The following is a 26,383-nucleotide window of genomic DNA, read 5'->3' as shown; positions in this document are numbered from 1 at the left end:
CGAAAGTGATTTTTCCATTTTCTAAAAATATTTACGGTAAACTTTTTGGAGATAAAGGTTATATCAGTCAATCTTTGTTTGTAAGCGCCTAATGAACCCCATCTTTCACTATCGTAAAAAATCTGCTAAACTTCTTTTGATGAAAAAAACGACTATCGACTGGCCAAAAGAGTTTGAGGCATTTTCCAAAAGCGGGCTTTCCCAGCCTCAGTATTGTAAAGAAAGGCGACTCAAATACACAACGTTCCGCTACCATTGGGAGAGACGATTAAAAAAACAGGACAAAGACGGCTTTGTGGAAGTTCCTAATTCAGTAGTAAACGTTAGCTCTGCTTTCGGACCTGAATTTTTAATCTTTAAAATAGATTCATCAGGCAAGGCACATCTCGCAATCAATCTTCAACTTGGTTTAAAGCAATGGAGCTAAATCCTGGCAATAGAAAAGTGTATTTGCGACCTGGAGTCACGGATTTAAGAAAGTCGATCAATACACTTGCGATGATCGTAGAAGGTAAAATGAAGAAAGATCCGTATGAAGAAAGCCTATTTTTATTCTGCAATCGCAAGAAAGACAAATTAAAAATGCTCTACTGGGACAGGAGTGGATTTTGTCTTTGGCAGAAGAGATTGGAGGAAAGTAAATTTCCTTGGCCGAATACGGAGGAAGAAGTTCAAAAGATTCCTGTGGAAAGATTAGATTGGCTATTGAACGGAATCGATTTCTTTAAAGAGCACAAGAAATTAAAATACAAAAAAGTAAGCTGAAAGGATTGACTCATATCGGAATCATACGAAAAGTGAGACACCATGTCTTTCGATATGAACTCACTTCCGGATGATGTAGAAGAGCTAAAAAGAATCATTATATTCGAGAAGAATAAAATACTGGAATACCAGGAACAACTACAGCTTCAAAGACAGAAGGAAGTCGAATACCGGGAAGAGCTGCGACTCCAAAAGCTAAAAGAATCCGAACATCTTGAACAAATCGAGAGATTGAAGATCCAGTTATTCGGCAGAAAGACGGAGAAATGGAGTCAGATCGAAAAAGACCAAGGGCTTCTATTTAACGAAATAGAAAGTTCCTTGCGGGAAGATTCTCCCGAACCGGAAGAAAAGAGTCTTTTCACACCTGTCAAAAGCCACACGAGAAAGAAGCCTGAAAGAAAACCGTTCCCTGAATATCTTCCTCGAATTACAATGTTACACGACATTCCCGAATCTGAGAAAATTTGTTCTTGCGGACACGAACTGACTCGCATTGGAGAAGAGAAATCCGAAAAGTTAGATATTATTCCCGCAAAAGTTCAAGTCGAAGTTCATATTCGTCCCAAGTATGCTTGCAAACATTGCGAAGGAACTTCGGATGAATCTCTTCCGGTTGTCAGGATTGCTCCGGTTCCTGCTCAGATTGCAGAGAAGAGTATGCTTTCTTCCGGATTCTTAGCTTACACACTCACTCAGAAATTTGCGGATGCCCTTCCGTTTTACAGACAAGTTGGAATTCTCCAAAGATCGGGAGTGGATATATCAAGAAGCACTCTTTCCAATACTGTGATTCAAGTTTTTGAAAAAATTTCTCCGATGATTGAGGATGTGAGAAAAGAACTTTTCAAATCGAAGTATTTACAAATTGATGAGACGGTTCTTCAAGTGTTAAACGAAGAAGAAAAACCTAATACATCCAAATCGTATATGTGGGTGATTCGAGGGTTTATTACTGATCCCTATAAAAAATGGTACCTAAATACCAGCTTGTCTCCAATAACTATCGAAACTGATTGTATTTGATTTCAATATTCCTAAAGTAGATTTAGTTCTTTGAATCAATTGGCTAAGATTCTCCGGACAAAAATTAGCCATATAGTTTTTCTTCCAACGACATCAGATATATTCTTGCGGATTTAATTCCGGAGCATAAGGAGGCAAAAATTCCACTCGAAGCCTTTTCTCATTCTCTTTTAAAAATTCATTCATTGCTTTGCTTTTATGGGCAGATAGATTATCCCAGACTATTAAAATCTTTTTGCGATTTTCCTTTAGAAGTATCTTTAAAAAATAAATAAGATCCCGGCTTTTAACAGAGCCTCTTATGATCTGGAAGTAAAAATCTTTTTTAGAAATAGCGCCTATTACTGATAACTTTTTCCAAGACATCTTGTGACGAAGAATCGGTGTCTTTCCGATTAAGCTCCAAGTTTTTACCGTATATGGATTCTGGCTGATTCCGCTTTCATCTAAAAATATGACCTTAAACCCTTCATTCTCTGCTTTTTTTTTATACCGGGCCAAGTTTTCGTTTTCCAAGTTTCAATTGCATTTTCATCTCTTTCCAACGCTCTTTTTTTAGGTTTTTGATACGAAAACCCTAATTGATGCAAGAGAGTTCCCACATAATCTTGATGATACGTTACTCCGAATTTTTTTCGTATGATTTCCGATACGCGATACGTTGACCAAAGTTCATTCGGATAACCGTTACTTATCGGACCTTTCAAGATGATTCTTTTTAATTCTTTCTTCTCTGAAATGCTCAATTTGGTCGGTCGACCTCGTTGGCCATTCCATTTTACTCCTTCGATTCCTTCCGATTCATATTTATCTCGCCAACGCATTACCGATTGTTTACGTACGCCAAGCTTTTTTGATACTCCGTAGCACGTGTAGCCCTTTTTCAAGAGAGCAAATTCACTTCAACCTACGTTTTTCCAAACGTTTTAACTTTTCCCTTTCTAAGCTTTGCATTATGACAATGGGATATGATGGATATATTTTTGGTACTCTTTTTTGTAGGGATCAGTAATGCTCCGACACAATGGATTGTTAAAGAGATCGGTAAATTGTATGCAGTCGAGTCGAAGGCTAAGTTATCTTCGGAAGAGCATTTAAGTCTGAGACAATCGGAATCCAAGCCAATTGTTAACGTGATTCGTTCTTGGATGAACAAGCGGATCGTCGAGGTCGCTCCCAAATCTTCGATGGGGAAGGCTCTTTCGTATCTTGCCGGTCAATGGGAAAAGTTGATTTTGTTTTTAGATCATCCCGAGTTACAGTTGGATACGAATCTTGTCGAGAATGATATTCGTCCTTTTGTTGTCGGTAGAAAGAACGGGCTTTTCTCTGGTTGTCCAGAAGGGGCAACTGCGAGTGCGGGCTTTTATTCTCTGATTCAGTGTGCGAAGCTCGCAGGTTTCGATCCATATGCGTTTTTGCGGGAGCTTTTTAAATCTTGGGAAACGCACCCGAGAACTCTTGCTTGCAAGGATTTACCTCAATTCAGAGAGACTGGGCTTCATTAGGCGCTTACATTTGTTTGAAAGTCTTTATGAAAAGGGAATTCAACTCATTACAAAATTAAAAAAGAATATGAAAAATAAATTAATGCCCTTAGTTGATAAAATCCTTCTAAGAAAAAGAGCTATCATTGAATCCGTAAATGATGAACTCAAAAATATCTGTCAGATTCAACATACTAGACATCGAAGCTTTTTCAATTGGGCCGTTAATTTATTAAGCGGGTTAGTTGCATATTCCTTTTTTCCAAAAAAACCTTCTTTGAATTTGAAATCCAAAGATAATTTACAACTTTTAATCTCTAATTAGACCGAACTCACGTTAGTTACGTTTCTTTTTGTAAAGCTTGTATTGAGTATGATGTGTAAAGGATGTATTATGCCGCACATGAACATTTGTTCATAATACGACATAATACCTATTATGGGAAGTTGAGGATATGTCTCCTAAATAACCCGTAATATATATTATGCCGTCATTTTATGTCCCAATTCAGAACAGGCATATCTAAATAATATAGTTTAGTGGTTATGCTCTGGTTGAATTGGCAACCTTGTTCTCTAATCGATCGAGTTCGTTTGCTACGAGTCGCCGAATTAGATCCTGAATTGAACCGGTTGAAAGGCTTCCGAACGCCGATTTCTCGGCTTTTTGAGCTAATCTTTCAAAACGATCCAAAGTGCGTTCATCTAATCTAACAGTAATTCCTTTGGTTGCCAACATGTATCACCTCCTTTTTCAATGGGTACAATTATTGATATTACTGATATTACGAAAGTCAACGAAAAAATTCTGTCTCATCGGGAAAAATGTCTCATATATTTTGGGCGACATATTCCCATTTTACATTTAAAACGTATTTCCTATTCTATTTCGGGATACTGAAAAATGGACTGTGAAACGGGTAAATCACACGTTTCACGGGGAAGGAGATGAGAAACACTCTACGAGTAGACATATTCCCAAATTAGGAATTAAATACTTGTTCGAGAACCTTGTTCATATATTTAACCCCACGTAAGCCGCCCGCCCAAAACGAGAATCAAAACAATACAGATAACAAACACAACAACCGGCGTGATATGGTCATACGCCTTTTCCAAACAGAACTGAGTTGCCCTTTGTTCGATCCAATCAAACGGCCATACCCCGAGTTCCCCGTTTAACGACTCAGAATGTATATTAGAATGATTGCAATTACAGCCCATACCCACAAACCTCCATCGAAGATTTTTTCAGAGAACGAAAGCCCTTTGCTCCAGTTTCGAATTTGAAAATGCGGCGGGTCTGATTGTTTCCAATCGATACCCCACTCAATATCCGGATGACGTACTAGAACGGATTCAATTGATTTTCGGTCCTTTTCCGCGCTAAAACCGTTGATATCCAACGCACGACCGAATTGGTGCGCGGAACTTCCAGGCGCGGCCGCCGGACAAGAACCGGTTCCTGTCTTGCAGGCCGCATAAAGTTTCGCTTGCCTTGCCCACGACCGGCGGGACTCGAAAACATAAACGCCGGGAAGCGTCCGTTTCAAATCCTGGAAAAACGAAACGAGACGCGGATCCACAGATTCGAGAGAGGAAATGACGGCCACTACTTCCGACCCATGATATCATTACCGAAAATTTTCCAACCGGCATAGATACAGAGAATAATAATCAGAATTGTCTTAACATCCTGAAAATTCTTTTCCAGCCATTCGACTAACGACGTAGGTAACGGAGCGGACGGACCACCGGAATCAAAATCATATGTTTTAATTACAGTATTGAAATTTGGAATATTCGAATTTTCTTGTGAAAAGATTTTGTTAAAAACCGGAATCTGAGGATCAGTTGAATAAATATTTGCAATGTTTGTTTCTCGATAGGTCGAACCGTTTTGAACACGAAACCCGATCCTACGCTTTTCCGAATCTTCAAAGAATCCGTTATATAACCGTAGAGAATCCGGAATATTCACAGTGCCAGAATAACCGGAGAAATCAATCGCATGATATACAATCCCCTTAGGTGTATATTTGAAATCGAATAAGTCTGAATATTCGGGCATCGACATATTTTATTTTTTTCTTACCGTTTCCGCTTTTTTAAAAACTTAGGACCGTATACGATACCGAGAACGATCGCGATAACAATAATAACCGCGTTGTTGTTCTCATCCTTTTTCTCCGGCTCTATTTTCCCGGAATTTGTAATTGTAGTAGATGGAGGTTTTGGATCCGTTCCACCCACGGGAGGTTTCGGAGTGGGACCGGGTCCAGGAGTCGGTTGCGAAACTGATCCGGTAACCGCGCTTGCAATCGCAAACCGACCGGCGTTGAGTCTCTGAAAGTCTTGCACAAATCTTCCAATCGATTCTTGCGCTTTGCCCTGGTTTTCGGGTAAAATAAAACTCATCCGTTTGACGTCGGGGTTGTGTAGAAAGTTGGAATAACCGGAAGGTTTTCCAACAACCAAGTTCCCGCTTCCAGTTTGTTTGTAGTAGAGATAATAACGTTGTGCCATTATTTAAAAACTCCTAAAACTAATAAAATAATCAAAATCGCTAATATGATATATGCAATTGGAACCGGATCTTTATTTTTTTCAATGTCCGGCGGCGGAACCGGATCCTTGTTTTTTTCAATGTTCGAAAATGGATTATCAAACAAATCATACGTTCCCAAAATACTCATGTTGAGAGTGATAGATTCAGAAACCAAACGTTCTACCTGTGTTTTTAATTCTTGTATGTCCGGAACAAAATACAGTCCGCGAACTGCTGTCGGATGACCCGGCGGATTGTATCCCTGCCAGTAGTCGTTTAAACCATAGGCCTCGAATTTATCTAATAGAGCATTCTCCTTTTCGATTGTCCAATTGTTCAATCGAAACAAAAATACTTTCGTGCTGGACGTAGGATCAGGCATTTCCCATTCCTCCAAGATTGAATTTTAAAAAATCCGGGACCAGGGACGTGAAGGAATTAAATTTCCAAACGAGAAACGTAATCGCGCCCAAAACGAAAAGACAAACAAACAGCCATTTATTGAAAATCCACTCTCTCCAACGATCCGCAAGCGCGGACTCCGAAACCCCTTTGTCTAAAAGTTCTTTCGTTTTAGAAAGAGTATTTTTAATAAACTCCATATCCTTTTTTGGAATATCGTTAGACGCGAATACGATTTGTTCCATCCGGTCCAAGTCGGTTTTGTTTTTCTCCACCTGCTCGGAGTAAGACGCGCACGAAACAAAGGAGAGTATTAATAAAATTGAAATTATATATTTCATTTTCTTTTCCTCACATTGACAGACTTAGAATCGGAACGAGAGAGAAGTTTTCGAACCGACATTTCAAACTCTTTTAGATGTTTTCCACGAAACGACAAAACGAGATAGACACCGTTGTTTGTCTGAACGTCCTCGATGACCTCGAAAATAGAATTCGCAGAATACGGATTTACGACTAACGTATTCGTAAAATCGAATTCGATTTGACGGTTCTCGGTGGAAACCTCTCGAACAGACGAAACGATCGTTTGTAACAACTCACCCAGACCGTCTTCTACCCGCGTTCTCATATACGGAGGGAAACGCAAATTCGCCCCCTTCTCCGTGAAATTGAAATCCAGTGACATAGAAAAAAGACCCCGGATTAGATCAACCTGGTGGAACTGAGGCCCAGGTTCGATGATCACCTCCGGGGATTTTTTGAGTGATAGCGTGTGCAAGATTTCTGAAATTAATTCCGGATTTTTAAACCACAAAAACCCAACACCCGCAAGGAGTAGAAACGAAAAAAATGAAAATAGAACGAGAAGGACTCTGAAAATGGAACCCTCATTAATAAACTTAATCATTTCTAAATATACGGTTTCCATAATGTTATCCTACCGAAACCCGTTGGTATTTCATTTTTCCGGGGATCCCAAACGCGTTTAGAATTTCCCGTTTCGGTTTAATTCCAATAGGCGCAACAGAAACGTGAACCCAGGTAACTCCTGTCGCAGTCCCTTCGTTGATGAGTTGATGAAATGGCAATTTCAACCTCACAATTATTTTCACAAGGTCCAGAGTGCTCATTCCCACAACACAAATGTCCGCGGCTTCGCCTGCCATGTGCTGGGACGTTACACTTCCCTTGACTTTTCTGTTCACGGCCGGGGAACGATAACCGGAATTGATCCCGACCGGGCACCCGATTGTCTCACGCAAAGGCTCGAGGATTGTTTCACAAAGTCGTTTTAAATTTGCGATTTGTTTTTCGTCGGGAACGTTTGGAAGACCCGTCTGAGTAACCGTTAATTCGGCTAACGTAAAGTTTTTAGAAAGGTTCATAGCACTCTCACTTTGTATTTTACTGCAACCCAGGCGGGGGCCACTTCATCCCCACTTCGAGGGCTTCCGGTTCCGTCGGATACGGGGGAACCCGTATACAGAATTGTAGCCGCGCTTGGCCCGCCGGAATCCCCATATCGTCCGCCCTGGTTGTAAGTTCCACCGGCAATATCCCCGGCATACTGTTGGTGACGGTGCGGAATTTGCCTGTCTTGACCCGCAAACCCAACCGATCCACCGTCGTAGTATGCGCCTGTCGTTTTCGTTCTACTTCCGTGAACCCCCGCACCCCTGGGAAAGATTCCTCGACGATCGGGAACGTTAAACGTGCTGACTCCGTTTCCAAAACCATATTCCACATTTGTAATCAGTTCCCCGGTTTGAGAGGACGTTAGATTTACTACCCCACCCGTAGGATTTAGAGAGATTTGAAAATCGTTTGCGGTAGGGTTACGAACATAATAATTTGTGAGTGCGGTGATTCCGCCGCCCGTGAATGAAAATTTAATTAACTGCCCTTCTGCAAGACCGTGCGCCGTGACATTAACTCTGTCTGTTAACGGTGCGATACTCGTAACCGTTCGATAGACCAAATTCCAAAGTGTTGCAAACGTAGAGCGAGAAATTTCCTGCCAATTCGTTTCTTTGAAATTAGAACTCGGTAGCTGATCGAACGGATCTTCTGTAATTCCACCCAGTGGAACCTGAAAACCACCACCGGCGGCCGCGTTCCAAGCGACTTTCTCTGCATCCGTTACGAAACGGTGAGTCGTATCCTCTGTAACTTCCGTCGCGGTAATCGGAATAGACACATTCCGTTTTTGTAATAATGAGGAGTCGATTTCCAATTTGGTATAATAGCGGGAATCATGATCGTGTGCGGAAGACGGAAAAGAAGCCGGTTTGTTTGCAATCGTATTCCAGTCGGAAACGGGTGGATTGTTCCACACAATTTTCTCTGCGTCTGTAACAAACTGATGCAACTCATCCGTTGTAATATCCTCTACAGGAATCGGAACGGATATATTCCGTTTCTGTAATAATGAGTTATCGGATTCCAACTTTGTATAGTAACGGGAATCGTGATCGTGATTAGACGACGGAAACGAAGTCGGTCTATTTTGGATATTACTCCAATCCGGATAGGTAGTTGTCAGCGGAATCCAGTTCGGTAAAAACGCAGGATCATCCCCCGCGAGAATAAACATCCCGGGACCGGGCAGATCCGTTCTCACCGCAATATCCCCGCGTTGTGCAATGAGGGACAACATCCCGGCTTGACTGTTCACAACAAACGTATCATTGATTGCGAGTGCAGGCAGATACTGAGTCGGCAGTTTTCCGGTTGCTGGATCGGCTGTAATTACGGATAATCCCGGATTTGTAAATAGGTCCGAAAGGACCAGGAACGTGTCCGGAAACTCATCCTCAATCTCCTCGCTATACATAATCCAGCCGAAGATTCCGTCATTTTCCAAAATCCAACCGGAACCGTTTTCAAAACGACCTGTCTCCACCTGAATCCAGGGCATATATTAATCTTCCTCGATGACTAAATTTAAGAGAGACGAAATAGAAACATTACTTTTGGTCTGAGACTTTGAAACGGGAGTCGGAGAAGACGCGTATGGGAATATTAGTAGATACTCATATTGTCTTGGAATTGGGATTTTGATTTGAGAATCCAGAGAGTCGATCATAGAGACCGAAAAAAACGGCTCTATGTTATCAAAAATACTTTTCACCCCGTTGTTTCGGGGAGCGAAAAGAAAATCATAGTTGGGACCAAAACTGGAAAACCGCAGACGGTTTGAAGCGATTTTGTCCGAGTTTTCCGTTTTGAACGAGAGAGTTTTCGCAGTTGCGAGGTTCGGAACCGATACACCGTCCAGGGTTACTAACGAGGAAAGAATTTCCGGATCTGAAAAGTTCTTTAGGATTCCGGATAACGTCGGATCGGAGGTCCCGAAAAAATTCAACCATTGAACCGGGATGTATGATTTACGAACATACGAATAGTTCTGAGACAGAGTCCACAGAATCGATTTGATTTTTTGTTTCTGAGTGGGTTTCAGTCTGATTGCAACAACTGTAAATTCCATATTCCCCGGCAAATTGTATGCCGATTTCGGAACGGAAGTTTCGAACAAAACTTCGTTAGTCTGCGGGTTTAGAATATTCTCCGCAGAAAACGCCAATTTTTTTGAGAACAAAACTTCCTGGCTCATACATAACCAACGTTAGACGTATTCACCCAGTAGGGACATACAAACGTCACCCGCGGAGAGCGGAACCGCTTTCGTTTTGACATGAAGTTCAATTTCAAGTGTGTCCCCGAGAAGGAACTCTACAGGAAAATCGAGTGTTTTGTCTTTGGTCCGATCACGACCGATGACTGAAATTTGAGTTTGTCCCGTTACGAGTTCCCCGTTTGCACCCGATCGTTTGATTTCGATCAAACAATCTTCTAAGCCCGTTTTGTAAACGAGTGCGATCGCCCGAATCTGAATCGATCTACTGCGATCGTTTTTGATTGATAGAACCTTCTGAGACTGACTATTCGCAGACAACGCGGAACACTCACTCGACAATACGATATCGTATTTTTGTCTGAAGGGTCTGACGACGCCGGTAGGTTTTGCTACCGGCTTGTTTGGCATCGTATTCACGTTATGCATCCGTTATCTCTCTGCTGTTCCCCGGGAAAAGCCTGCCTCTACTCCCAGATATGCGATGAGATAGTAACCGTCCGCGGAGTTAGGAATCGTTACACCGTCTGCGATTGTAAGTTCCAACTCCAGAGACTCGTTTGTTCTGACTGGGAGTGGTGATTCAAACGGAACGACTAACGCATCACTGCGTTTGATCCACGCAGAGTGAGACTTTCTCTGTGAACTCTGAATCGGTGGACGAATCAATCCGGTGCTTGCGGAACCAACGTCTGTGGTTCTAAAAATAAACGGCATCGGTTCGAGGATATTACGAAGCGCTTCTACGTGATTTATATCCCCACCGGTTTTTAACGTTACAGTGGCGGAATTTCGAATTCGTTCGATAACGTCTACCGCGCCCACAGTCGCTTCGTTGATCGAAATCATTCCCATATTCGGGCCAGCGACTCCGAAATAGAGAAGTGCCACCTTCCCGAAATTATTCGGAAGTGGGTTGGAACCAGGTTCGTAATTTTTAATCTCTCCCGGTAGGTTTTTAAAAAACGAATAGGAACGTTTCTGGTAATCAATCGGAATCGCGGACCCCAATGTTTTGTAGTAGAATTGAAGTTCAGGAGATACCTTTTTAACCTTGGATGTAGTCCCGTCCGGATTTTTTACTGTGGTGAATTTGCTGTGTATTCTGCGTGACATTGTGTTTTTTTTCCTTAAAAATTTAAAAAATGGTTTCGTGTGTTAGAGTAAAACCTCATCCCCGTAGAGAACTTCCTCACCGTGGATTTCGTCGTCCCCGAGAAGAACTTCGTCCCCATGAATCTCGTCTTCTCCATACAGGACTTCTTCCCCGTGAATTTGGTTTGCCATAGGGGCGGAAATCTCTATATACCCGTCTCCGTCGACCTGGGTCGCCGCGTCGACGAAACCTTTCAGTTCACTCATATTCTGAAAATCTAATTCTTGTCTGTCTCCGGCCAAACTCACTCCGAAGATTTTTTTCAAGATTTTCTTGTCTTCGGACTTTTCTTCATCCAACAGTTTCAGAATTCCGAATATTAACATAATCGCGGATCCGGTGATTGCAAAGGGTTTGTATTCCCGTTTTTTGATTGCCAATGCCGCTATGATTGCAACGAGTATGGGAACTACGATCGGCCGTAATTTTTTCTTTGTGTCCAGAGATTCCGGAACAAAGTTCTGTGCGAGATACGACCCCGCGAGTGTTGCAACCCCTATGACGACCCCTATGAGAGTTTTTTTATCGAATTCTTTTTGTAGATTGAATGCCATTTTGTTTTTCCTGGATTTTTTGTGAAACGAACTCTATCCGTAAATCTTACGATTCAGTTCGTTGTCCTTTTTCTTGCGAGTCTCGTAATTGGAAAGCTTCGTTTTGTTTTGTTTTTCAACTTCGGCTACTCTATCGAGATAACGCTGTTTTATCTCCGGGGAGGCCGACCGTTTTGGTTTTTTCGGTAGTTTTAGTTTTTTAGGTTTTTTTAATGCCATTGTTATTTCCCTTTTTTATTCATCATTACGAAAACCAGCGCACCGGCGGCAATTGCGCCACCGATATACATTAGGTTTTTATCATCTTTCTTTTCTGTGGATCCACCGCCCGAATCGGGGTCCATGTTCCGATTGGAATAACTGAGTTTGTAACCCCCTTCCGGAGTTTGTGCCAGTTTCGGATTAGAGAATGACGAGTTTGATACCGCTTTTTTAGGAACCGGCTTTTTTGCCACTGCCTTCGGTTGGGGTTTTAGTAGGGAGGCAAACGAGTTTAGTTTGTCCATAGAACGCGCGTGTTTGGCCGCCGTGTTTTGCTGTTGCATACTGTTAAACGAATTGAACAGTTGGCCCGCGGTTCCCGCCGCCATCATTGCCGTTGGTAAAAATCCGAGTTCTCCGTTTACTTCTTCTTCCATTGATTCATCCGTTGGAATTTCGTCCGGAACTTCCGAGTAGTTTTCTGCTTCTTCGGAATAACCGGGATCTTCGTAGTTTTGAGTTTCGTCTAACGACTCTTCTTCGGTTGGTTCAGTTTGTTCTTCGCCTTGGCCCTGCCCTTGTCCCATGGACTGGAGTAGTCCCATGCCGCCTTGTGCGACTTGGCCGACTATATCGCCCACGCCCTTCAGCCCTTTGCCAAGGCCTTTCCCTATGTCCTTAAACGCTTTTTGATGCGCCTTGGCATAATTTTTAACCCCTTTTTGAACTTCTTTTCCAACCTTTCCGATGCTCTTTCCAACGTTAGAAAATCCACGAGATAACCCCCGAGTGTTTAGTTTGAAGCCTCGAAGTGCCGGCATTTTGATTGCCGGTGCTTTGAATTTAAACGCCTTTAAAAGGGCACCCCAGGCACCGAGTTCGTCACCGGAAAGAGAAATCGGAATCGCGTCGTCGTGAACGAAGGTTCCGAAAAACTCGGAGTGCTTGGCGTCATCGAATCCGTTCAGTTGCGCTACTCTGGGAGAGTATCCGTCGATTCGTTCCACATACAAATCGCCGGACAGTTCTCCGTTCAATTCCGTTTTTGGAATATACTTTCCATATACCCGGGTAATTTGAAAATCTTCCGGTAATGTCGGGTCGCCTTCGAGTGTCAGTCGATTACTCATCTGTCAACAGAGTAATCTATTTCGCCCTCTAGTACAAGCTTCGAATTTTTAGGTTGGGGTTATATGTCTCAGACAAGTTCCACACAAGTTCTGTTTTTAGAATTTTTTTTGAAAATCAGTGAGGTAGAACTCACGTCGAAACATTTCTCCGTAGAGTTTTTGTCCGAATACGGATCGTTCCGGATACGTTGCGTCAGCCGGGATCCAATGTCCGTTTAACTGGATTTCGGGGTAGATATGATGAGGCCGGATTCCTTTTCCGCACACGACAGCGCGGCATGGAATTTTGTCGAGAATCGCTTTTGCTAAAATCGGAACTGTTTTGTCGTCACAGTCTCTAATCGGAAAATTTAAATCCTTTGTGTATTTAAAACGACTGACTGTTTCAAGGCCTATCGGGTCCGCGTGATACGGAAGTAATCGAACAACGTTATACAATTCGAATATACTTTTATTCGTATATTCTCCAAGATCTTCCGGATATTGATACGCAAGTCGGAACACATCCATTACCGTATCCTCATACGATTCCAGTTTGGTTAGGGTCGGTTTTAATCGTTCGAACTGTTCGGGATTTGCCGCTACGACGCGGATTAGTTCCCGAACGGCTGGATGATTTTTTTGAGGTAGATTTAGAAGTGATTTCATGGAAATAGGAAATCACATTTTGAGAAAAAAGTACAGAGACCGTTTAAATTTTTTTAAAACTTCGTTTGCTCTGTTTTTTATATTCTTTGTAGAGAAAATCCGGACAAACATCAAACCCATTTTCCCACTCGATTGAACCCGTCAGCGGGTCCACTTTTACAGAATCGAATTGGGAACGTTTTTTAAGTTCGGTTCCGATCGGGCCGAAAAGATTGTCAGAAAGATTAAACATAAAATCTTCCCCCGAATCAAATTTAACTCGAACGGATAGGGAATCAAATTCCGGTTTTACACTGATAATTTTTTTCATACTAATCTAACGGCTTTATTTTAACGAGCGCTTCCCTTTTGGTAGCACGATCCCAATTTTTTTGCAACGCTTTTCGATTTTTAAACATCCATTCCAAAACCAATTTTTTCGCAACCTTCGGTAAATGTCCCTCCATGACCTTTAAGTCATTGATTCCAATTACAGCGGAATGTTCGGCGTAATAGACGTGAATATGAGGAGGATTGTGGTCTAAGTAGTTTATGTATATTTTAATTCCATAGAATTCGCTGATTAAAGGCATTTTTCCATTCCGTTTTTGTTTTTAAGTTCCATACAATTCCCGAACAAGTTCCAGATATGTTCCGAACAAGTGCAATTTGAAAAGCGATATGTTCCGAATAAGTCTCGAACAAGTGCCGAATAAGTTCCATTTTTTAAAACGGGACCTCATTTTTTGGTTCCAAAGCTTTCGATTTTGATTTTTTCTCTAAAAATTCTTCTTTTAGTCTCTGGTATTTTTTGTTCCTTTTTTGTTTTTCGGTCCCTTCCGCTCTTAAATCTTCAGAATAATTGTCTCCATGCAGGTCAGCCATCAGCGAAAATGCTCCAGCAACTTGATTCCGTAACCAGTTGTCTATTTCTTCGAGTCCAGTCTCATGCTTCGGCAATCCGATCGTTTGGCCTTGTGAAGTTTTTAAAAACCCGGTCCACCATTTACAAGGAATCCAAAAATGTTTTTGTTTTTCGGATAAATAGTAATGCCCTAAACTATTTGTTTTCTGAACATACGTAGGTTCCAAAAACTTAATATAGTAATACGCGGTTTTAGGAAAACTCCTATCTTCAAACCTCGCACGTCGTGGATCCGGAAAACGTTCGTTCGTATTTAGAATTTCGCCGGTCTCCGGATTTACGTTCCATGTGGGATTACAATACTGATCGGCGGCCGGACCCATTAACTGAAATTCCAACCGATTCCAAATTGGCCACACACATTCCGGACCTACCTGTAATTTTTTGTCATAAATTCGGACGAATACGTTACTCTTTCTCATCGCTCCGATATACAACGTATATCCCATTTTTCCAAGCTTTGGATCGACAAATAGAGAACCCGATTCTATTCTATCGCCAATCGCCTCAAACTCGGTGTATCCTCGAAAACGCGTAAGGACTTCTTTTCGATCCAATTTTTCATAGATACGATCCAGATTTAAAAGACCCTCATAATCATCTTGGGCTAAATCAATCCGGGTAAATCTACCCTTTAACTGAATCGCCTCCTCAATCAATTTAGAAAGGCCGTCCGCGGAAAGTCCTAAATTAAAAAGGGCCTTCGACGACAAAGACACGTAAATTTTTTGACTCCGTCTATTCGGAGAGAACGCACCGAACACATCCCCGCTTGCCCGGAACGTGTGCGTATGGCCGGTCTTGTATCCTTTCTCTTCTACTTTTAATTCCCCAAACGTATTTTGGAGCCACGTCCAAGATACGTCCGAATATTCCACGGTAAATGAAAGCCAGTCCACAAACGGACGTTTTAAAAAATCAGGAACGGAAGTTTTAGAAATAACTTCATCCATTAGTTTCCCCTTTGTTTTTATTAAAATTAAGTTAGCGGGGGGGTATTACTCTCCCCCCTCCACCCCGGAAAAATCCGGGCACAAAAAAAACCGGAGGACGGTATTGTCCCCCGGTCTGCCTTTACGTGGGCCTTATTCCCTTAGCTTCCCAGCCATACAAATAAAGCCATTAATACGGAACCTCTTCTTGAGACGGTTTTTTCTCCATCGGTTCCGAATACGAAACGTTGTAGTCCCCAGGTGCGTCCGGGTCCGGAAACAACGCAAAATTCAGCTTGCCCTGTAGATGCAGGGGTGCCATTATCTCGCAAGAAAGATATTCTGTAGAGTTGTTCTTAGATGTCTTTTTCCAAGCGGCTCCCACCTGATTCCGTGCGTAGTAAACAAGGAAATCGGGTGCGGAGGCCTTGGCATCGGGCGCGTTTTTTTTAGAATTTTCTCTCACGTAAAATTCCATCTTAGGCGAAAACGGAAAACTGATTTCTAAGTTAAAAAATTTCACTCCCTCCTTTTTATCTACCCTCTCTTCCATACGTCCGACTGTTTTACTCATTGGATTTCACCTCAAAGTTTTTGCCCGCATGCTCAAACGCTTCTCGCAGCGTTTCCATCAAAGACAAAAAACTACCCTCATCCAAATAGATGAGGATCGAATTTTCGTCCCTCGGAATGTAAATTTCGTATTTTACCCCTTCCGTTTCCGTGATTCGTTTGATTGTCGTTTTTGTTGTTTCTAACATTTGTTTTTCCTTTTGGTATATTCTTTAATTTGAATGCTTCCCGACTACCGTCGGGGGATTTACAGGAATCCCACTCCAGGCAGTCCGATTTTTTCATGGATCGCTTTCCATTCCGGTCAATACGATTCCGGTGGAACTAACGTGCAGCAAAACACGGAATACAGTTCTCGTTGCCAGTCGAGTCCATCGTTTTTAGGCGTATACCGCACACGACGCAGACGCGTTTTCCGTGGATCGTAAACATAGGCCTTAGACACTGTTGCTCGGAACCACTCCAGAGTTTTCAACTGCCGTTTGGATTTGTTCCACCATTGCGGGACTAATGATCCTCATGGATGCAACATCCAAAACGACCACCGTTTTGTCCCGGAACACAATCGTTACCGATTCGATTTCGTTATTCATATTACTCCTTCTTCGCCTCACGTAGTGCCAGGTTGATTTGTTCTCGTTGCTCGGATGACAGATGTTTTGAAAACAACGGATACAATGTTTCTAGTACCGCAATCAATAGCGAATTGCTATATTCCAATTTCTTAATTCTTTCTTCCATTACTTACCTCGATTGATTATTTCCATGATGCTGTTTGTTGGGCCGCCGGTGGAAGGGCTTTGGTTCATGAGGCCGGACGCGAGTTGCATAATCTGAGCCATATCGATTCCGTTGGCGTTACCGGTCGGTATATTCGGAACTTCGATTCCGAGAGTTTTGCCGAGTAGAGATAATACGAGTGGATTTTCAAGGGCCTTAGTCAGATCAAAACCTTCAGTCTGAGAACCGTTTTTGAGTTCCCCTTTGACTCGCGATTCAATCGCTCGCGTGAGTTTGGTCCGTTCTGCCTCTAACAAAAGCTGATTGTTTTTTGTTATCTCTAACTTGTATTCCCAGTCTTTGTTAATTCGATCGATTTCGTTTTTGTGTGACTCATTCAGTCGTCTGCTTTCCGCCTCATACGCCGCGCGGAGTCCGTCCAGTTTCGTTTCCCACAATTGTCGTTCGTTCTCGTGTGAGATTTGATCTTGTTTACGTAATTCTAACAATATACTTAAATTCACATCCTTCGGACCTTGAACCTCTACCGGTGGAGTAATTGAAATCGGATTTTGTATTTCAAACTCGTCTTTGAACGGGATACTGAATTCAAAATTGGAAAGCGTTTTCTCGCCTTCACTCGTGACCTCGAACACTTCAGCCCGATACGTTCCGGAAGGAAGGCTTCCGGGGATCGAAAGCTTTTTGATTGAGAAAAACATTTCCGTTTTTACATTCAAAAACTCTATTCGATAACTGGATTCGGGGCCCGTACTGGTTGCCAAGTTCGAGAGTGTTCGTCTGGCTGTTTTTAGATCCAATGCCATTATTGTTTCCCTTTCCCTCTAAACGGCCCTTCTGTGAGTGCCCTACGAATTGTCGCCGGACAGATTCGTTTCCCGTCTGAAGAATATTTTTCGGAAAGCTTTTTGGATATGTCCGTTTTGGTATATCCGCGTCTTGCGAGGTCTTTCACCTCTGAGACAAAGTCGGTCGTTCGTAACGTTTTAGGCATTCCGTTTTCCCCTTAACATATTGCAGACGTGTTTTTCGTTTTCGAAATGATAACGCTCACACTGCTCGCATAACATAAACTCAAATATTTCAGATTCATTATGTTTGTCACCTTGCGTTATATACGTTTGCAGTTCCGACGATACATTTTGAATCCCTTTCTCAAACTCTCTCTGAAATCTGTTTTTTACGATTCCGAACAACTTGCTCAGTTCTTCCGTTATGATTTCGTCGAGATAACTCATTATTTATTCGCTCGTATGTTCGCTACGTGATCGAGATAGAACAGTCCAAACGACACAGACGTTCCGATGAGTAGTATTAGAAATAGTTCCATTATCTCACTCGTATTTTAGAACTTTAGAATCTACTAACTTTATCAGATTTTCTAATTCGGTTCGTATATGGACATAGTCCGGATTTTCATCATATTCAAAAACGTTATCTAACATTGTTTTCTGAAACTTCAAAGTTTCAGAAAAAACACAAAGTCTTTTACTTAGGCTCTTGAGTCCACGCATCGCGTCAATGGCACGTTTTCCCGCATCTGTTCGTGTTTTCGTTCTAGGCTGTGATGATATTGAAGCGGAGCAAACTATAAAAAAGCACATGAAAACCATCAAAAATATGATAAAAATTAAAAGACCTTCCATTTAATCTCCCTTTATGTCTCATTGAATATTAAAAAAACTTAATCCGTCCCGGTGGTAAAAAACGATTCCGGTAGCCGGTTGATATGCACACTCTGCAACGATTCATTGAATATAATACGGTTGAACCGCGCCCGCAACTTGCGCACGTTTTGAGTTGCGTTTGGCTGCCGCGCTGGACTTCCGGCAACCCTTTGGATTTGAGTTCGGTATTTAACTCATCCACGAAGTTTTTCATTTGCCCTACTCCCATGCAAAAAACCACATACGCCCGCGACAAACGTAGACGCATACCACGCAAACGACTCAAACAAAAGTGCGCCCTCATGCGGTTCTGCGTTTAACGTTTCAATCCAAAACGAAATAAAAAATGCAACCGCCGTTCCGGAAAAAAAGAAAATTGAATATTTGAAATACTTCATGCTGATATATGCTCCGGTTTAGCGGTTTGTATTAATAATCGAAGTGTGGTTAATAATTTCTCCATTGCGATTTTCCGTTCCTGATTGTGCAGAATCGAAATAACCACGTCCTGCTCAATCGTCTCTCTACCGTTTGAAAAATGTAGATGCAGGGTTCCGATCCTTTCGGGCAATGTGAATGAAAACAGGCTGGGATTCGTGGAACAAATCGTTACGCGTCCAATTCCAGGACTCAACTCATGTGTTACGTCCTGGAATTGTCGAAACGTCGAGAGAAATTCTTTTACGTGCATCGTCACCCGTTCCGACTCGAACGAGTGTGCATATATTGCGACAGGACCGTGACTGAATTCGATCGAAACAACTTTCATGCGAACGAACTCCACTTTTTTGATCCGATAAATCTGTGCGCTACCCAAAACGGGTCAGTTGAATCCGCGTCTTGAATCTCTATCGCCGAAACCAACAGGCCAGACCGTTGGCTGAATATTCTCGACGCCCGTTGTTTTGCTCCCAACAGGCTTTTAGATCGTATTCTAAAAACTCGTGCAAAACCACTCAACTCTCTGAAGTAGATAAAATATTCGTTCATATGAGAACCGAATGTTTCATTTTTTCTAATTTAGATTCAAGGTTTTTAAATAACTCGAATTCCGCTTCGGTTCGTTCCGCCAATTTTTTAAAAATAGCATCGTCACAAATAGCTTTCGATCTCGTATAGCCATCAGCCTGCTCACGCAATTTTGTTTTTTTGTTCCAAACGAGATAACTCAACTCGCGCAATTCATCTAATGTAAATTCCGTTTCCATGTTCAATACTTCCTGTAAAGGTCCTTGAGTTGTATGATCAGTTTCATTAATTCCTGCTTGGTATACACACGGGCGGCGATTCCGGTTTCGTGACAACCGGCGGCGGCTCCGAGTTCTCTCGTTTTTTTCATTACGTGAGAGAATTCGGAAATATGGAATTTTACGGTTTGAGTTTGTTCGAGAAGTGCAGTTAGGCCGGTTGCAATTCGAGACAGTGCCTCGGGGGTGATTGTTTCGTTTACGGTTTGCCGCAAGGCGTGAGTGAGTCGGTTTGGAATAATAGAGGGAGTGTCACCCTCCCCTATTTGTATTTTAGAACGTCGTATTAACTTCATATTCGAATCATCGAATATGCCATTATTAGAAATTCTTTCAGTTTGAAATTTTGATTCAGTCATAATATAATTCAGTAATAACCACTAAACTATATTATTTAGAAATGTTATCTAACGCGACATAATGTTTAGGGACAATAATACCTATTATGGGAAGCCACTCGTTGCCTCACATAAGAATCTACTCCAAACTGTTTTTGAGAATCATGTAAAAAACTCGCGTTCAATGAATTGGTAAAGGCAGAGGTTTTTTCTTCTTTTCCCCGAAAATATTAAATTTAAAATTTCTTTTATATTCCATTTTCATGTTTTATTTACGGGGACTTGAAAATATCTTAGTGAGATGTTGCGATAATCTGACCCCTGCGCTTGCCAGCTGATGCTTCACTACTGGTATAGCGTTTTGGATATATGTATTTGAAATCTTTACGATAGAAGAATAATCGATAGGAATCCCGTCATAAGCGACATTACGAGCAAATTGAAAACCTTGAAGCGCCCAGGTTTCGGGAGTAGTTTGTGCTTCAGTTTGTGCAAAAGCTATATCTGATTTTAGAAGGATAGTCGTTGAGATGGGATTTGTACTGATATAATCTACTAAATTTGTATCCCAGAAACTGTGTAAGTTAGTCTTATATTTCCCGATCCTCACTTTTACTTTATTGCCGCCAAAATCATGATTCCTTTCCGCGACATGCAAAGGTTGGTGTATATCTCCAATAAAATGCACAACAAATGAAAGAGCCTGTAATCTCTTAGCATTAGCCTGAGTAGCATCTGCTAATATATTACTCCATCTATCTATCTCAGTGATTACGCAAGCGGATTTGCAAGCCTTTACTATATCTTCGTGCGTAGGATGATTGGACTGTGAAATGGGAGTGTCTATAAAATGCCACGAACCGGTGTTTGTAGGTGGCTCGGGATTAGTAAAGATTTGATTGCAAACTGGGCTCATCGGCTTCTTTGCAGATTGGAATACTCTAAGTTCATCAGGACATGTTGATATCTCTTCTAAAGTGAAACCTCCTAGAATGTTATTAATTTCTTCAAATTCTTTGGAATTAGCCAATAGATGTTGCGCAATAATTCCAATTGCTTTGTGCCCCTGATGTCCCCAGGCATAAACATTTGAATTTCCTAATAAAACGATTATAGTTAAAGCCGTGAATTTTATACGATTGATTGTTTTCATAGAATTCATTTTTCCTTGTAAAATTTTTGAAAACTTGAAATTTATTTACAAGTAAAATTTAAAAACAGATGTATATATATTATACTTCTTAAGTAACACAATATTAAAATAATAGTATGTATTTTAATAGTCTTTTGAAACTTTGATTGTCTCAAACAACTTTCAAAGTTGTCTGTTTTAAGATTTCAATTTTTTTAAAGATTTGTTTGGAGTCTAACTTCGTGTTTTGTAAGCGTTTTAACTTGAAAGTTTAGGAAAAATCAATTGTTTTCTTCATTTACCGTTAGAGCGTGTCCCAAAACCTGGTTATACCGATAGTTTAAGGAAATAAAACTGACTAATGAAAACAGAATTAGGTCCTTTAGATATTCCGGAAAAGATATGGAGACGGCTTTATCCCTTATTACCAAAGATTAAAACAAACCGACTGAAAGGCGTCGTCCCCGAGTAGAGGATAGAAAAGTAATGGCAGCAATATTTTACAGAGTTCGAACGGGAGTTCAGTGGAGATATATACCCTCGATGTTCGGATCAAAATCAACGTTACATAGAAGATTTCAGGCATGGGTAGCAGCTGGAGTATTTGATAAAATTGAGAAGGAAGCCTTAAAACTTTATGAGCGTTCTGTTAAAATTAGAACGAAAAGAATGGCAGCAGACGGAAGCTTCGCGAAGGCTCCAAAAGGGAGGTCTTCACGGGTCGAAAAACCCGACGGATCGGGGCAAAAGAGGGATTAAAAGGCATATTCTCGTCGATAGGCGTGGAGCACAATTGTAGCCTTTGTAATCGCTTCTGCTGAAACTCATGATTCTAAATTATTATTTCCTAATTTAGCAAAATTTAGAATATTGCGGAATTACAGGATCTTGAAGCCGCAGATTATTTCATTAGATAAAGCTTATTCAACTAACGCGATTAAAAGTAAGTTAAAAAAGGATAAAATTAAGTATCGAATTCCAAATAAGAAGAACGCTAAAAAACCAGAAAAGATTACCCCTTAAAAACCTTTTAGATGGACTGTTGAACGCACTTTTGCTTGGTTTAATGCTTTTAGGGGAATAAAAACTTGTTGGGAATTCAAACTCCAAAATTACACCGCATTATTTCAACTCGTATCCGCTCTTATTTTATTTAGGATGTCGCGGAGATAGGTTTTGGGACACGCTCCTCTTAGTAAAACTTGTTTTAACGCAAGGATCTTATTTTTTTTAGAATGTTCTTCTGATAGATCGGGGTTTTACCTGGGTGAATGGAATAAAAAAGTCCTATGTCTGGAAACATGTTAGATAATTCCACTCCGCTTACCAAATCCGTAAGCCAGGAATAAATCAAATCTAAAGCCGTTTCATAGCCGTAAGGATGAATTCCTTCCATTCTAAAATTCGGATCTTGATCCTTTTTTTTGGATATATCGATAACTTTTGAATATAACAATTGTTGAATATCAATGATTTTCCCGGCGATTTTTGGGTCCACGTCTTTTTTCTCTTTCAAAAGAGTTTTTAGAATAAAATCCACGTAGCCGCAAAAAAGCGCTGAAGCAGATAACATTTCCGAGAGATGGATTTCGGGCGCAAAGTTTTGGTAGTTAAAAAAGAATAAATTTTTCAAAGGAAGAGACAAATCGTTCCCTTTAAGTCTACAGTGAGTTGCTTCTTTGGCGTATTCTAAATCGAATACTTCCAATTCAAGACCGTAAGAATCACGGGCTATATAAATTACGTCGAATGTTTCGGAAGGTGACTTTGCTACGATCAAAAATCCGCTACAGTTTGCGCCATTTGTTAAAAAAGATTTGGATAAACTCAAGATAATTCGATTATTTTCAATCCGATATCTAGTGGCGATATTGGAAATCCTTCCTTTCCATCCTGATTCACTGACTCCCATAGAAATAATATCTTTCCCAGAACTTATTTCCTTTAAAAGTCTGGCGCCAATTGAGATCGTTTCTTCTCTCTGAAAAACTCTGGTCGTTCCGTTTTCGTTTAAAAAACCGTCCGAAACAAATTTTAAAACCCTTCCCGCGACATTGGTTTGCGCCATCATCGCGATTCCGAGTCCAATCCCTCTCGGATAAGAACCTAATTGATAGATTTTTTTGTGAAACGTTTCAAAGGAACCTCCAGCGATTGCTTCAAAGTATCCTTCCTCTACTAAGTATGGAAGTGCGTCCCTAAAAACGGTTTTATATTCATCGGATGGGATAGAAGATAAGAATTCTTTTAAATTCATAATGCCTCGTTGGATATTTTAACGATTCACTTTTCATTTTATTTCCCGGGCGGTTTTTTTTTCTGTATTCCGTTTTTACTCGAAGAGCCGCTCGATGATACAGGGGTTTTACCGTTTTCGGATGCAAATACTTTCTTAAGATATTGACCTGTATAGGAATTTTTTACTTTTGCCACATCTTTCGGAATCCCTTCCGCTATGACACACCCTCCCCCATCCCCTCCTTCGGGTCCCATGTCCACAATCCAATCCGCTTGTTTGATCACGTCCAGATTGTGTTCGATCACGATCATAGAATTGCCTCGATCCACAAGCGTGTGAAGCACTTCGGAAAGGTGTCTAACGTCTTCGAAATGAAGTCCGGTCGTGGGTTCGTCGAGGATATACAATGTTTTTCCGGTCGGCCGTTTGGAAAGCTCCGTCGCGAGTTTGATTCTTTGCGCTTCTCCTCCGGAGAATGTGGTCGCGGGTTGTCCGAGCCGTATGTAACCGAGTCCCACTTCCAAAAGGGTTTCCAATTTTCTTTTTACGATGGGAATGTTTTCGAAGAATTGGTTCGCGTCCTCCACGGTCATTTCAAGAACGTCGAATATATTCTTTCCTTTATAACGAACTTCTAATGTTTCTTGATTGTATCGTTTTCCTTTGCAAACTTCGCAGGTCACGTACACGTCCGGCAGAAAGTGCATTTCGATCTTGAGAATCCCGTCGCCTTCGCAGGTTTCGCAGCGTCCTCCGCTCACGTTAAAGCTGAATCTCCCCGGACCGTAACCGCGTAGTTTCGCCTCTTCCAGACCCGAAAACATTTCCCGTATCGGAGTAAACAATCCCGTGTAAGTCGCGGGATTGGAACGGGGAGTTCTACCGATCGGAGATTGGTCGATATTGATGATCTTGTCGATGTTCTCGAAACCTTTGATCGATTTGTGTTTTCCCGCCAAGGTTTTCATCTTCATCACTTTATGCGCGGCGGCGTTGTAGAGAATGTCGTTGATGAGAGTGGACTTGCCGGAACCGGAAACGCCCGTAATGACGACTAACTTTCCAAGAGGAATGTTTACGTCTATGTTCTTGAGATTGTTTTCTTTGGCTCCGATGATCTGAAGCCGATTTCCGTTTCCGGTCCTGAGCTTTGCGGGAATCGGAACGTTTCTTCTTCCGGAAAGATATTTACCGGTAAGAGAATCCTTGTGTTTGGCCACGTCCGTGGGAGTTCCCGCGCAAACTACGGAACCTCCGTGAACTCCTGCGCCAGGACCCATGTCGATCAGCCAATCGGATTCTTCCATGGTTTCGTGATCATGTTCCACCACAAGAACGGTGTTTCCCAAATCTCTCAGATTTTTAAGAGTAGAGATCAACTTTGTGTTGTCTCTTTGATGAAGACCGATGGAAGGTTCGTCCAGAATGTAAAGAACACCCATCAGTCTCGAACCGATCTGAGTCGCAAGTCGGATACGCTGCGCTTCTCCTCCCGACAAGGAGCCCGCGCTTCTTTCCAGGGTTAAATAACCGACTCCTACGTCGTTTAAGAAGGAAAGTCTCTGATGAATTTCCTTCAAGATCGGTTTCGCGATGATTTCCTCCGCTCCGGTAACCTTGAGACTTTCGACGAACTTCAAGGCTCTTTCGATCGAATACGAAGTGAATTCGTCCACGGGAACATTATGCACCTTTACGGAAAGACTTTCCCGTTTCAGACGTTTGCCTTTGCAGGAAGGACAAGGATGATTGGTCATGTAGGATTCGAACCACTGTCGCATGGAATCCGATTTTGTATCCTTGTATCTTCTTTGCAGATTCGGAATCACACCCTCGTATTCTTTCGTGAATTCGTAATGGGAATTGGCTCCTCGGAAATCGTATTCGATTTTGATTTTCTTATCTCCGTACAAAATCGTTTGTCTCGTTTTTTCGGGAAGATCCTTCCAAGGAGTGTTCATCTTAAACTTTAAAGAATCGGATAAGGACTTCAATGTAGCCATAAACCAAAAGCCGTTGCTCTTGGAACCGGCCCAGGCTTCGATACAACCGTCCACCAGAGAAAGTTCGGGATCGTTGACCAAAAGATCTTCGTCGAATTCGAGCAAACTTCCCAAACCGTCGCAGGCCTCACAAGCTCCATAAGGAGAATTGAAGGAAAACATTCGAGGAGAAAGTTCGGTAAAACCGATATCATGTCCGTTCGGACAAGCCATCTTCTGCGAAAGAATATGATCCTTGGAACCGTCATCCAAAATCACGAGACCTTCGGATTGTTTGAGAGCGGTTTCCACGGAATCGGCGAGACGGCTGCGAATTCCATCCTTCATCACGATTCGATCGACTACGATTTCGATGGAGGTCTTAAAATTCTTTTTTAATACGATCTCTTCGTCGAGGGTTCGGATTTCTCCGTTGATTCTTACCCGATTGAAACCGTCTTTGCGGATTTTTTCGAGAACATCCTTGTGTTCTCCTTTTTTTCCCGCAACGATAGGCGCGAGAATCTGTAGTTTGGCTCCTTCCGGAAACGCGAGAACCCGCGCGGTGATCTGATCGACGGACATGGATTGAATCGGAGTTCCACATTCTGGACAATGCGGTTTTCCGACTCGGGCATATAAAAGCCTGAGATAATCGTAGATTTCTGTAACTGTTCCGACAGTGGATCTCGGATTTCGATGGGTCGTTTTTTGTTCTATGGAAATGGCGGGCGAAAGACCTTCGATCAGATCCAGATCGGGTTTTTCCATCTGACCCAAAAATTGACGTGCGTATGCGGACAAACTTTCCACATACCTTCTCTGACCTTCCGCATAGATCGTATCAAACGCGAGAGAAGATTTTCCGGAACCGGATAAACCCGTAATAACTACGAGCTTATCTCTGGGAATATCCACGTTAATGTTTTTAAGGTTGTGTTCTCTTGCTCCGCGAATCCGAATTTCCTGCAATGAAATACCCTCTCTCTTTTTAGAATTTACGGTGTACTAAAATCTGAAAACTCCTTTCCTAAAAGAAATTCTTCTTTTTCAGTAGGAATCCAATTCTCAAAC

The 26,383-nt window shown here is 41.8% G+C and carries 37 protein-coding genes and 6 pseudogenes (1 of these 43 cut by a window edge); 7 read left to right on the top strand and 36 right to left on the bottom strand.

The features are described 5' to 3' along the window. The 4 genes and pseudogenes from FHG67_RS12340 to FHG67_RS12325 form a co-directional block, all read left to right on the top strand. Window positions 1-77, top strand: a pseudogene (locus tag FHG67_RS12340) (transposase) (its annotated part extends 145 nt beyond the left edge of the window); the annotation flags it as partial. A 62-nt stretch (window positions 78-139) separates the two neighbouring features. Then, complete coding sequence (gene tnpA, locus FHG67_RS12335) at window positions 140-427, top strand: IS66 family insertion sequence element accessory protein TnpA (protein ID WP_036074796.1); 288 nt, start codon at window positions 140-142, stop codon at window positions 425-427. Then, entirely contained in the window at window positions 418-765 is a 348-nt protein-coding gene (gene tnpB / locus FHG67_RS12330; protein ID WP_142499651.1) for an IS66 family insertion sequence element accessory protein TnpB, read from the top strand. Before tnpA ends, tnpB begins: the two co-directional genes overlap by 10 nt. 42 nt (window positions 766-807) lie before the next feature. After that, a pseudogene (locus FHG67_RS12325) lies at window positions 808-1,725 on the top strand (transposase); the annotation flags it as partial. Window positions 1,726-1,743: 18 nt separating this feature from the next. On the opposite strand, the pseudogene FHG67_RS12320 reads toward FHG67_RS12325, so the two are convergent. Continuing rightward, window positions 1,744-2,745 (bottom strand): annotated as a pseudogene (locus FHG67_RS12320) (IS630 family transposase). Between the two features lie 56 nt (window positions 2,746-2,801). On the opposite strand from FHG67_RS12320, the pseudogene FHG67_RS12315 reads away from it, so the two are divergent. Both FHG67_RS12315 and FHG67_RS12310 read left to right on the top strand, forming a co-directional pair. Continuing rightward, window positions 2,802-3,299, top strand: a pseudogene (locus tag FHG67_RS12315) (IS66 family transposase); the annotation flags it as partial. A gap of 10 nt (window positions 3,300-3,309) precedes the next feature. Beyond that, window positions 3,310-3,603 (top strand): annotated as a pseudogene (locus FHG67_RS12310) (transposase); the annotation flags it as partial. Window positions 3,604-3,822: 219 nt separating this feature from the next. On the opposite strand, the gene FHG67_RS12305 reads toward FHG67_RS12310, so the two are convergent. The 33 genes from FHG67_RS12305 to FHG67_RS12145 form a co-directional block, all read right to left on the bottom strand. Next, window positions 3,823-4,017 (bottom strand): hypothetical protein, encoded by a 195-nt coding sequence (locus FHG67_RS12305; RefSeq protein WP_004501346.1) that lies wholly within the window; start codon window positions 4,015-4,017, stop codon window positions 3,823-3,825. Window positions 4,018-4,301: 284 nt separating this feature from the next. Then, the gene (locus FHG67_RS22405; protein WP_004501342.1) at window positions 4,302-4,502 is read right to left on the bottom strand and encodes a hypothetical protein; all 201 of its coding nucleotides are present in this window, start codon (window positions 4,500-4,502) and stop codon (window positions 4,302-4,304) included. After that, the gene (locus FHG67_RS12295) at window positions 4,457-4,891 is read right to left on the bottom strand and encodes a M15 family metallopeptidase (protein WP_004501330.1); all 435 of its coding nucleotides are present in this window, start codon (window positions 4,889-4,891) and stop codon (window positions 4,457-4,459) included. The genes FHG67_RS22405 and FHG67_RS12295 overlap by 46 nt, the downstream gene beginning before the upstream one ends. Then, on the bottom strand, window positions 4,891-5,355 hold the full coding sequence (locus FHG67_RS12290) for a hypothetical protein (protein ID WP_004501347.1): 465 nt from the start codon (window positions 5,353-5,355) through the stop codon (window positions 4,891-4,893). Before FHG67_RS12290 ends, FHG67_RS12295 begins: the two co-directional genes overlap by 1 nt. 14 nt (window positions 5,356-5,369) lie before the next feature. Next, a complete protein-coding gene (locus tag FHG67_RS12285) occupies window positions 5,370-5,804 on the bottom strand; it encodes a hypothetical protein (protein ID WP_004501323.1) in 435 nt (144 codons plus the stop codon). After that, the gene (locus tag FHG67_RS12280) at window positions 5,804-6,208 is read right to left on the bottom strand and encodes a hypothetical protein (RefSeq protein WP_004501312.1); all 405 of its coding nucleotides are present in this window, start codon (window positions 6,206-6,208) and stop codon (window positions 5,804-5,806) included. The genes FHG67_RS12285 and FHG67_RS12280 overlap by 1 nt, the downstream gene beginning before the upstream one ends. Further along, the gene (locus FHG67_RS12275; protein ID WP_004497285.1) at window positions 6,201-6,569 is read right to left on the bottom strand and encodes a hypothetical protein; all 369 of its coding nucleotides are present in this window, start codon (window positions 6,567-6,569) and stop codon (window positions 6,201-6,203) included. The genes FHG67_RS12280 and FHG67_RS12275 overlap by 8 nt, the downstream gene beginning before the upstream one ends. After that, window positions 6,566-7,159: a hypothetical protein gene (locus FHG67_RS12270; RefSeq protein ID WP_004497346.1), complete on the bottom strand. Its 594-nt coding sequence runs from the start codon at window positions 7,157-7,159 to the stop codon at window positions 6,566-6,568. The genes FHG67_RS12275 and FHG67_RS12270 overlap by 4 nt, the downstream gene beginning before the upstream one ends. 4 nt (window positions 7,160-7,163) lie before the next feature. Next, the gene (locus tag FHG67_RS12265; protein ID WP_004497447.1) at window positions 7,164-7,616 is read right to left on the bottom strand and encodes a D-Ala-D-Ala carboxypeptidase family metallohydrolase; all 453 of its coding nucleotides are present in this window, start codon (window positions 7,614-7,616) and stop codon (window positions 7,164-7,166) included. Further along, window positions 7,613-9,148, bottom strand: a complete 1,536-nt coding sequence (locus FHG67_RS12260) for a hypothetical protein (protein ID WP_004497274.1) — start codon at window positions 9,146-9,148, stop codon at window positions 7,613-7,615. The genes FHG67_RS12265 and FHG67_RS12260 overlap by 4 nt, the downstream gene beginning before the upstream one ends. Before the next feature lie 3 nt (window positions 9,149-9,151). Further along, the gene (locus FHG67_RS12255) at window positions 9,152-9,844 is read right to left on the bottom strand and encodes a hypothetical protein (RefSeq protein ID WP_004497452.1); all 693 of its coding nucleotides are present in this window, start codon (window positions 9,842-9,844) and stop codon (window positions 9,152-9,154) included. Between the two features lie 12 nt (window positions 9,845-9,856). Then, window positions 9,857-10,276: a hypothetical protein gene (locus FHG67_RS12250; RefSeq protein WP_172616531.1), complete on the bottom strand. Its 420-nt coding sequence runs from the start codon at window positions 10,274-10,276 to the stop codon at window positions 9,857-9,859. Window positions 10,277-10,297: 21 nt separating this feature from the next. Beyond that, on the bottom strand, window positions 10,298-10,981 hold the full coding sequence (locus FHG67_RS12245) for a hypothetical protein (RefSeq protein ID WP_004497383.1): 684 nt from the start codon (window positions 10,979-10,981) through the stop codon (window positions 10,298-10,300). 42 nt (window positions 10,982-11,023) lie between these two features. After that, entirely contained in the window at window positions 11,024-11,575 is a 552-nt protein-coding gene (locus FHG67_RS12240; protein WP_004497334.1) for a hypothetical protein, read from the bottom strand. A gap of 33 nt (window positions 11,576-11,608) precedes the next feature. Continuing rightward, window positions 11,609-11,794 (bottom strand): hypothetical protein, encoded by a 186-nt coding sequence (locus tag FHG67_RS12235; RefSeq protein WP_061231185.1) that lies wholly within the window; start codon window positions 11,792-11,794, stop codon window positions 11,609-11,611. A gap of 2 nt (window positions 11,795-11,796) precedes the next feature. Beyond that, entirely contained in the window at window positions 11,797-12,906 is a 1,110-nt protein-coding gene (locus FHG67_RS12230; RefSeq protein ID WP_061231184.1) for a hypothetical protein, read from the bottom strand. A gap of 96 nt (window positions 12,907-13,002) precedes the next feature. Then, on the bottom strand, window positions 13,003-13,554 hold the full coding sequence (locus FHG67_RS12225; protein ID WP_061231183.1) for a hypothetical protein: 552 nt from the start codon (window positions 13,552-13,554) through the stop codon (window positions 13,003-13,005). A gap of 43 nt (window positions 13,555-13,597) precedes the next feature. Then, complete coding sequence (locus FHG67_RS12220; RefSeq protein WP_061231182.1) at window positions 13,598-13,864, bottom strand: DUF2442 domain-containing protein; 267 nt, start codon at window positions 13,862-13,864, stop codon at window positions 13,598-13,600. Window position 13,865: 1 nt separating this feature from the next. Beyond that, window positions 13,866-14,126 carry a DUF4160 domain-containing protein gene (locus FHG67_RS12215; protein WP_061231181.1) on the bottom strand — a complete coding sequence of 87 codons (261 nt, stop codon included), beginning with the start codon at window positions 14,124-14,126 and terminating at the stop codon, window positions 13,866-13,868. Between the two features lie 133 nt (window positions 14,127-14,259). Continuing rightward, window positions 14,260-15,411 carry a replication initiation factor domain-containing protein gene (locus FHG67_RS12210; RefSeq protein WP_004501334.1) on the bottom strand — a complete coding sequence of 384 codons (1,152 nt, stop codon included), beginning with the start codon at window positions 15,409-15,411 and terminating at the stop codon, window positions 14,260-14,262. A gap of 169 nt (window positions 15,412-15,580) precedes the next feature. Beyond that, window positions 15,581-15,964, bottom strand: coding sequence for a DUF736 family protein (locus FHG67_RS12205; protein ID WP_004501350.1), 384 nt, complete (start codon window positions 15,962-15,964; stop codon window positions 15,581-15,583). Further along, the gene (locus FHG67_RS21780; RefSeq protein WP_004501345.1) at window positions 15,957-16,151 is read right to left on the bottom strand and encodes a hypothetical protein; all 195 of its coding nucleotides are present in this window, start codon (window positions 16,149-16,151) and stop codon (window positions 15,957-15,959) included. Before FHG67_RS21780 ends, FHG67_RS12205 begins: the two co-directional genes overlap by 8 nt. Window positions 16,152-16,400: 249 nt before the next feature. Further along, the gene (locus FHG67_RS21775; RefSeq protein ID WP_004501316.1) at window positions 16,401-16,556 is read right to left on the bottom strand and encodes a hypothetical protein; all 156 of its coding nucleotides are present in this window, start codon (window positions 16,554-16,556) and stop codon (window positions 16,401-16,403) included. Between the two features lie 147 nt (window positions 16,557-16,703). Further along, complete coding sequence (locus FHG67_RS12195) at window positions 16,704-17,510, bottom strand: hypothetical protein (protein ID WP_004501339.1); 807 nt, start codon at window positions 17,508-17,510, stop codon at window positions 16,704-16,706. Further along, window positions 17,510-17,698: a hypothetical protein gene (locus tag FHG67_RS12190; protein WP_004501309.1), complete on the bottom strand. Its 189-nt coding sequence runs from the start codon at window positions 17,696-17,698 to the stop codon at window positions 17,510-17,512. The genes FHG67_RS12195 and FHG67_RS12190 overlap by 1 nt, the downstream gene beginning before the upstream one ends. Further along, window positions 17,691-17,942: a hypothetical protein gene (locus FHG67_RS12185; RefSeq protein ID WP_004501341.1), complete on the bottom strand. Its 252-nt coding sequence runs from the start codon at window positions 17,940-17,942 to the stop codon at window positions 17,691-17,693. The genes FHG67_RS12190 and FHG67_RS12185 overlap by 8 nt, the downstream gene beginning before the upstream one ends. 436 nt (window positions 17,943-18,378) lie before the next feature. Further along, the gene (locus tag FHG67_RS22400) at window positions 18,379-18,585 is read right to left on the bottom strand and encodes a hypothetical protein (RefSeq protein ID WP_080634022.1); all 207 of its coding nucleotides are present in this window, start codon (window positions 18,583-18,585) and stop codon (window positions 18,379-18,381) included. After that, window positions 18,566-18,769, bottom strand: coding sequence for a hypothetical protein (locus tag FHG67_RS12170; protein ID WP_004497340.1), 204 nt, complete (start codon window positions 18,767-18,769; stop codon window positions 18,566-18,568). The genes FHG67_RS22400 and FHG67_RS12170 overlap by 20 nt, the downstream gene beginning before the upstream one ends. Beyond that, window positions 18,766-19,140 carry a hypothetical protein gene (locus FHG67_RS12165; protein WP_004497419.1) on the bottom strand — a complete coding sequence of 125 codons (375 nt, stop codon included), beginning with the start codon at window positions 19,138-19,140 and terminating at the stop codon, window positions 18,766-18,768. Before FHG67_RS12165 ends, FHG67_RS12170 begins: the two co-directional genes overlap by 4 nt. Further along, window positions 19,137-19,361, bottom strand: a complete 225-nt coding sequence (locus tag FHG67_RS22395; RefSeq protein ID WP_036075240.1) for a hypothetical protein — start codon at window positions 19,359-19,361, stop codon at window positions 19,137-19,139. The genes FHG67_RS12165 and FHG67_RS22395 overlap by 4 nt, the downstream gene beginning before the upstream one ends. Next, entirely contained in the window at window positions 19,358-19,579 is a 222-nt protein-coding gene (locus FHG67_RS12155) for a hypothetical protein (protein WP_004501335.1), read from the bottom strand. The genes FHG67_RS22395 and FHG67_RS12155 overlap by 4 nt, the downstream gene beginning before the upstream one ends. A 2-nt stretch (window positions 19,580-19,581) precedes the next feature. Beyond that, window positions 19,582-19,977, bottom strand: a complete 396-nt coding sequence (locus tag FHG67_RS12150; RefSeq protein WP_080634023.1) for a hypothetical protein — start codon at window positions 19,975-19,977, stop codon at window positions 19,582-19,584. Window positions 19,978-20,224: 247 nt separating this feature from the next. Then, window positions 20,225-21,109 carry a S1/P1 nuclease gene (locus FHG67_RS12145; RefSeq protein ID WP_004497495.1) on the bottom strand — a complete coding sequence of 295 codons (885 nt, stop codon included), beginning with the start codon at window positions 21,107-21,109 and terminating at the stop codon, window positions 20,225-20,227. 340 nt (window positions 21,110-21,449) lie between these two features. Between FHG67_RS12145 and FHG67_RS21770 the strand changes: the two are divergent. Then, window positions 21,450-22,261: pseudogene (locus FHG67_RS21770) on the top strand (IS5 family transposase). Between the two features lie 34 nt (window positions 22,262-22,295). Here FHG67_RS21770 and FHG67_RS12125 read toward each other — a convergent pair. Both FHG67_RS12125 and uvrA read right to left on the bottom strand, forming a co-directional pair. Further along, entirely contained in the window at window positions 22,296-23,345 is a 1,050-nt protein-coding gene (locus FHG67_RS12125) for an acyl-CoA dehydrogenase family protein (RefSeq protein ID WP_004497496.1), read from the bottom strand. Between the two features lie 38 nt (window positions 23,346-23,383). Next, a complete protein-coding gene (gene uvrA / locus FHG67_RS12120) occupies window positions 23,384-26,281 on the bottom strand; it encodes an excinuclease ABC subunit UvrA (protein WP_142499806.1) in 2,898 nt (965 codons plus the stop codon). Window positions 26,282-26,383 lie beyond the last annotated feature (102 nt).

Source organism: Leptospira weilii, from assembly GCF_006874765.1.
GTDB lineage: Bacteria > Spirochaetota > Leptospiria > Leptospirales > Leptospiraceae > Leptospira > Leptospira weilii.
Note: the sequence above shows the minus strand (reverse complement) of the source record. Positions and strands in the feature narration are given on the sequence as shown.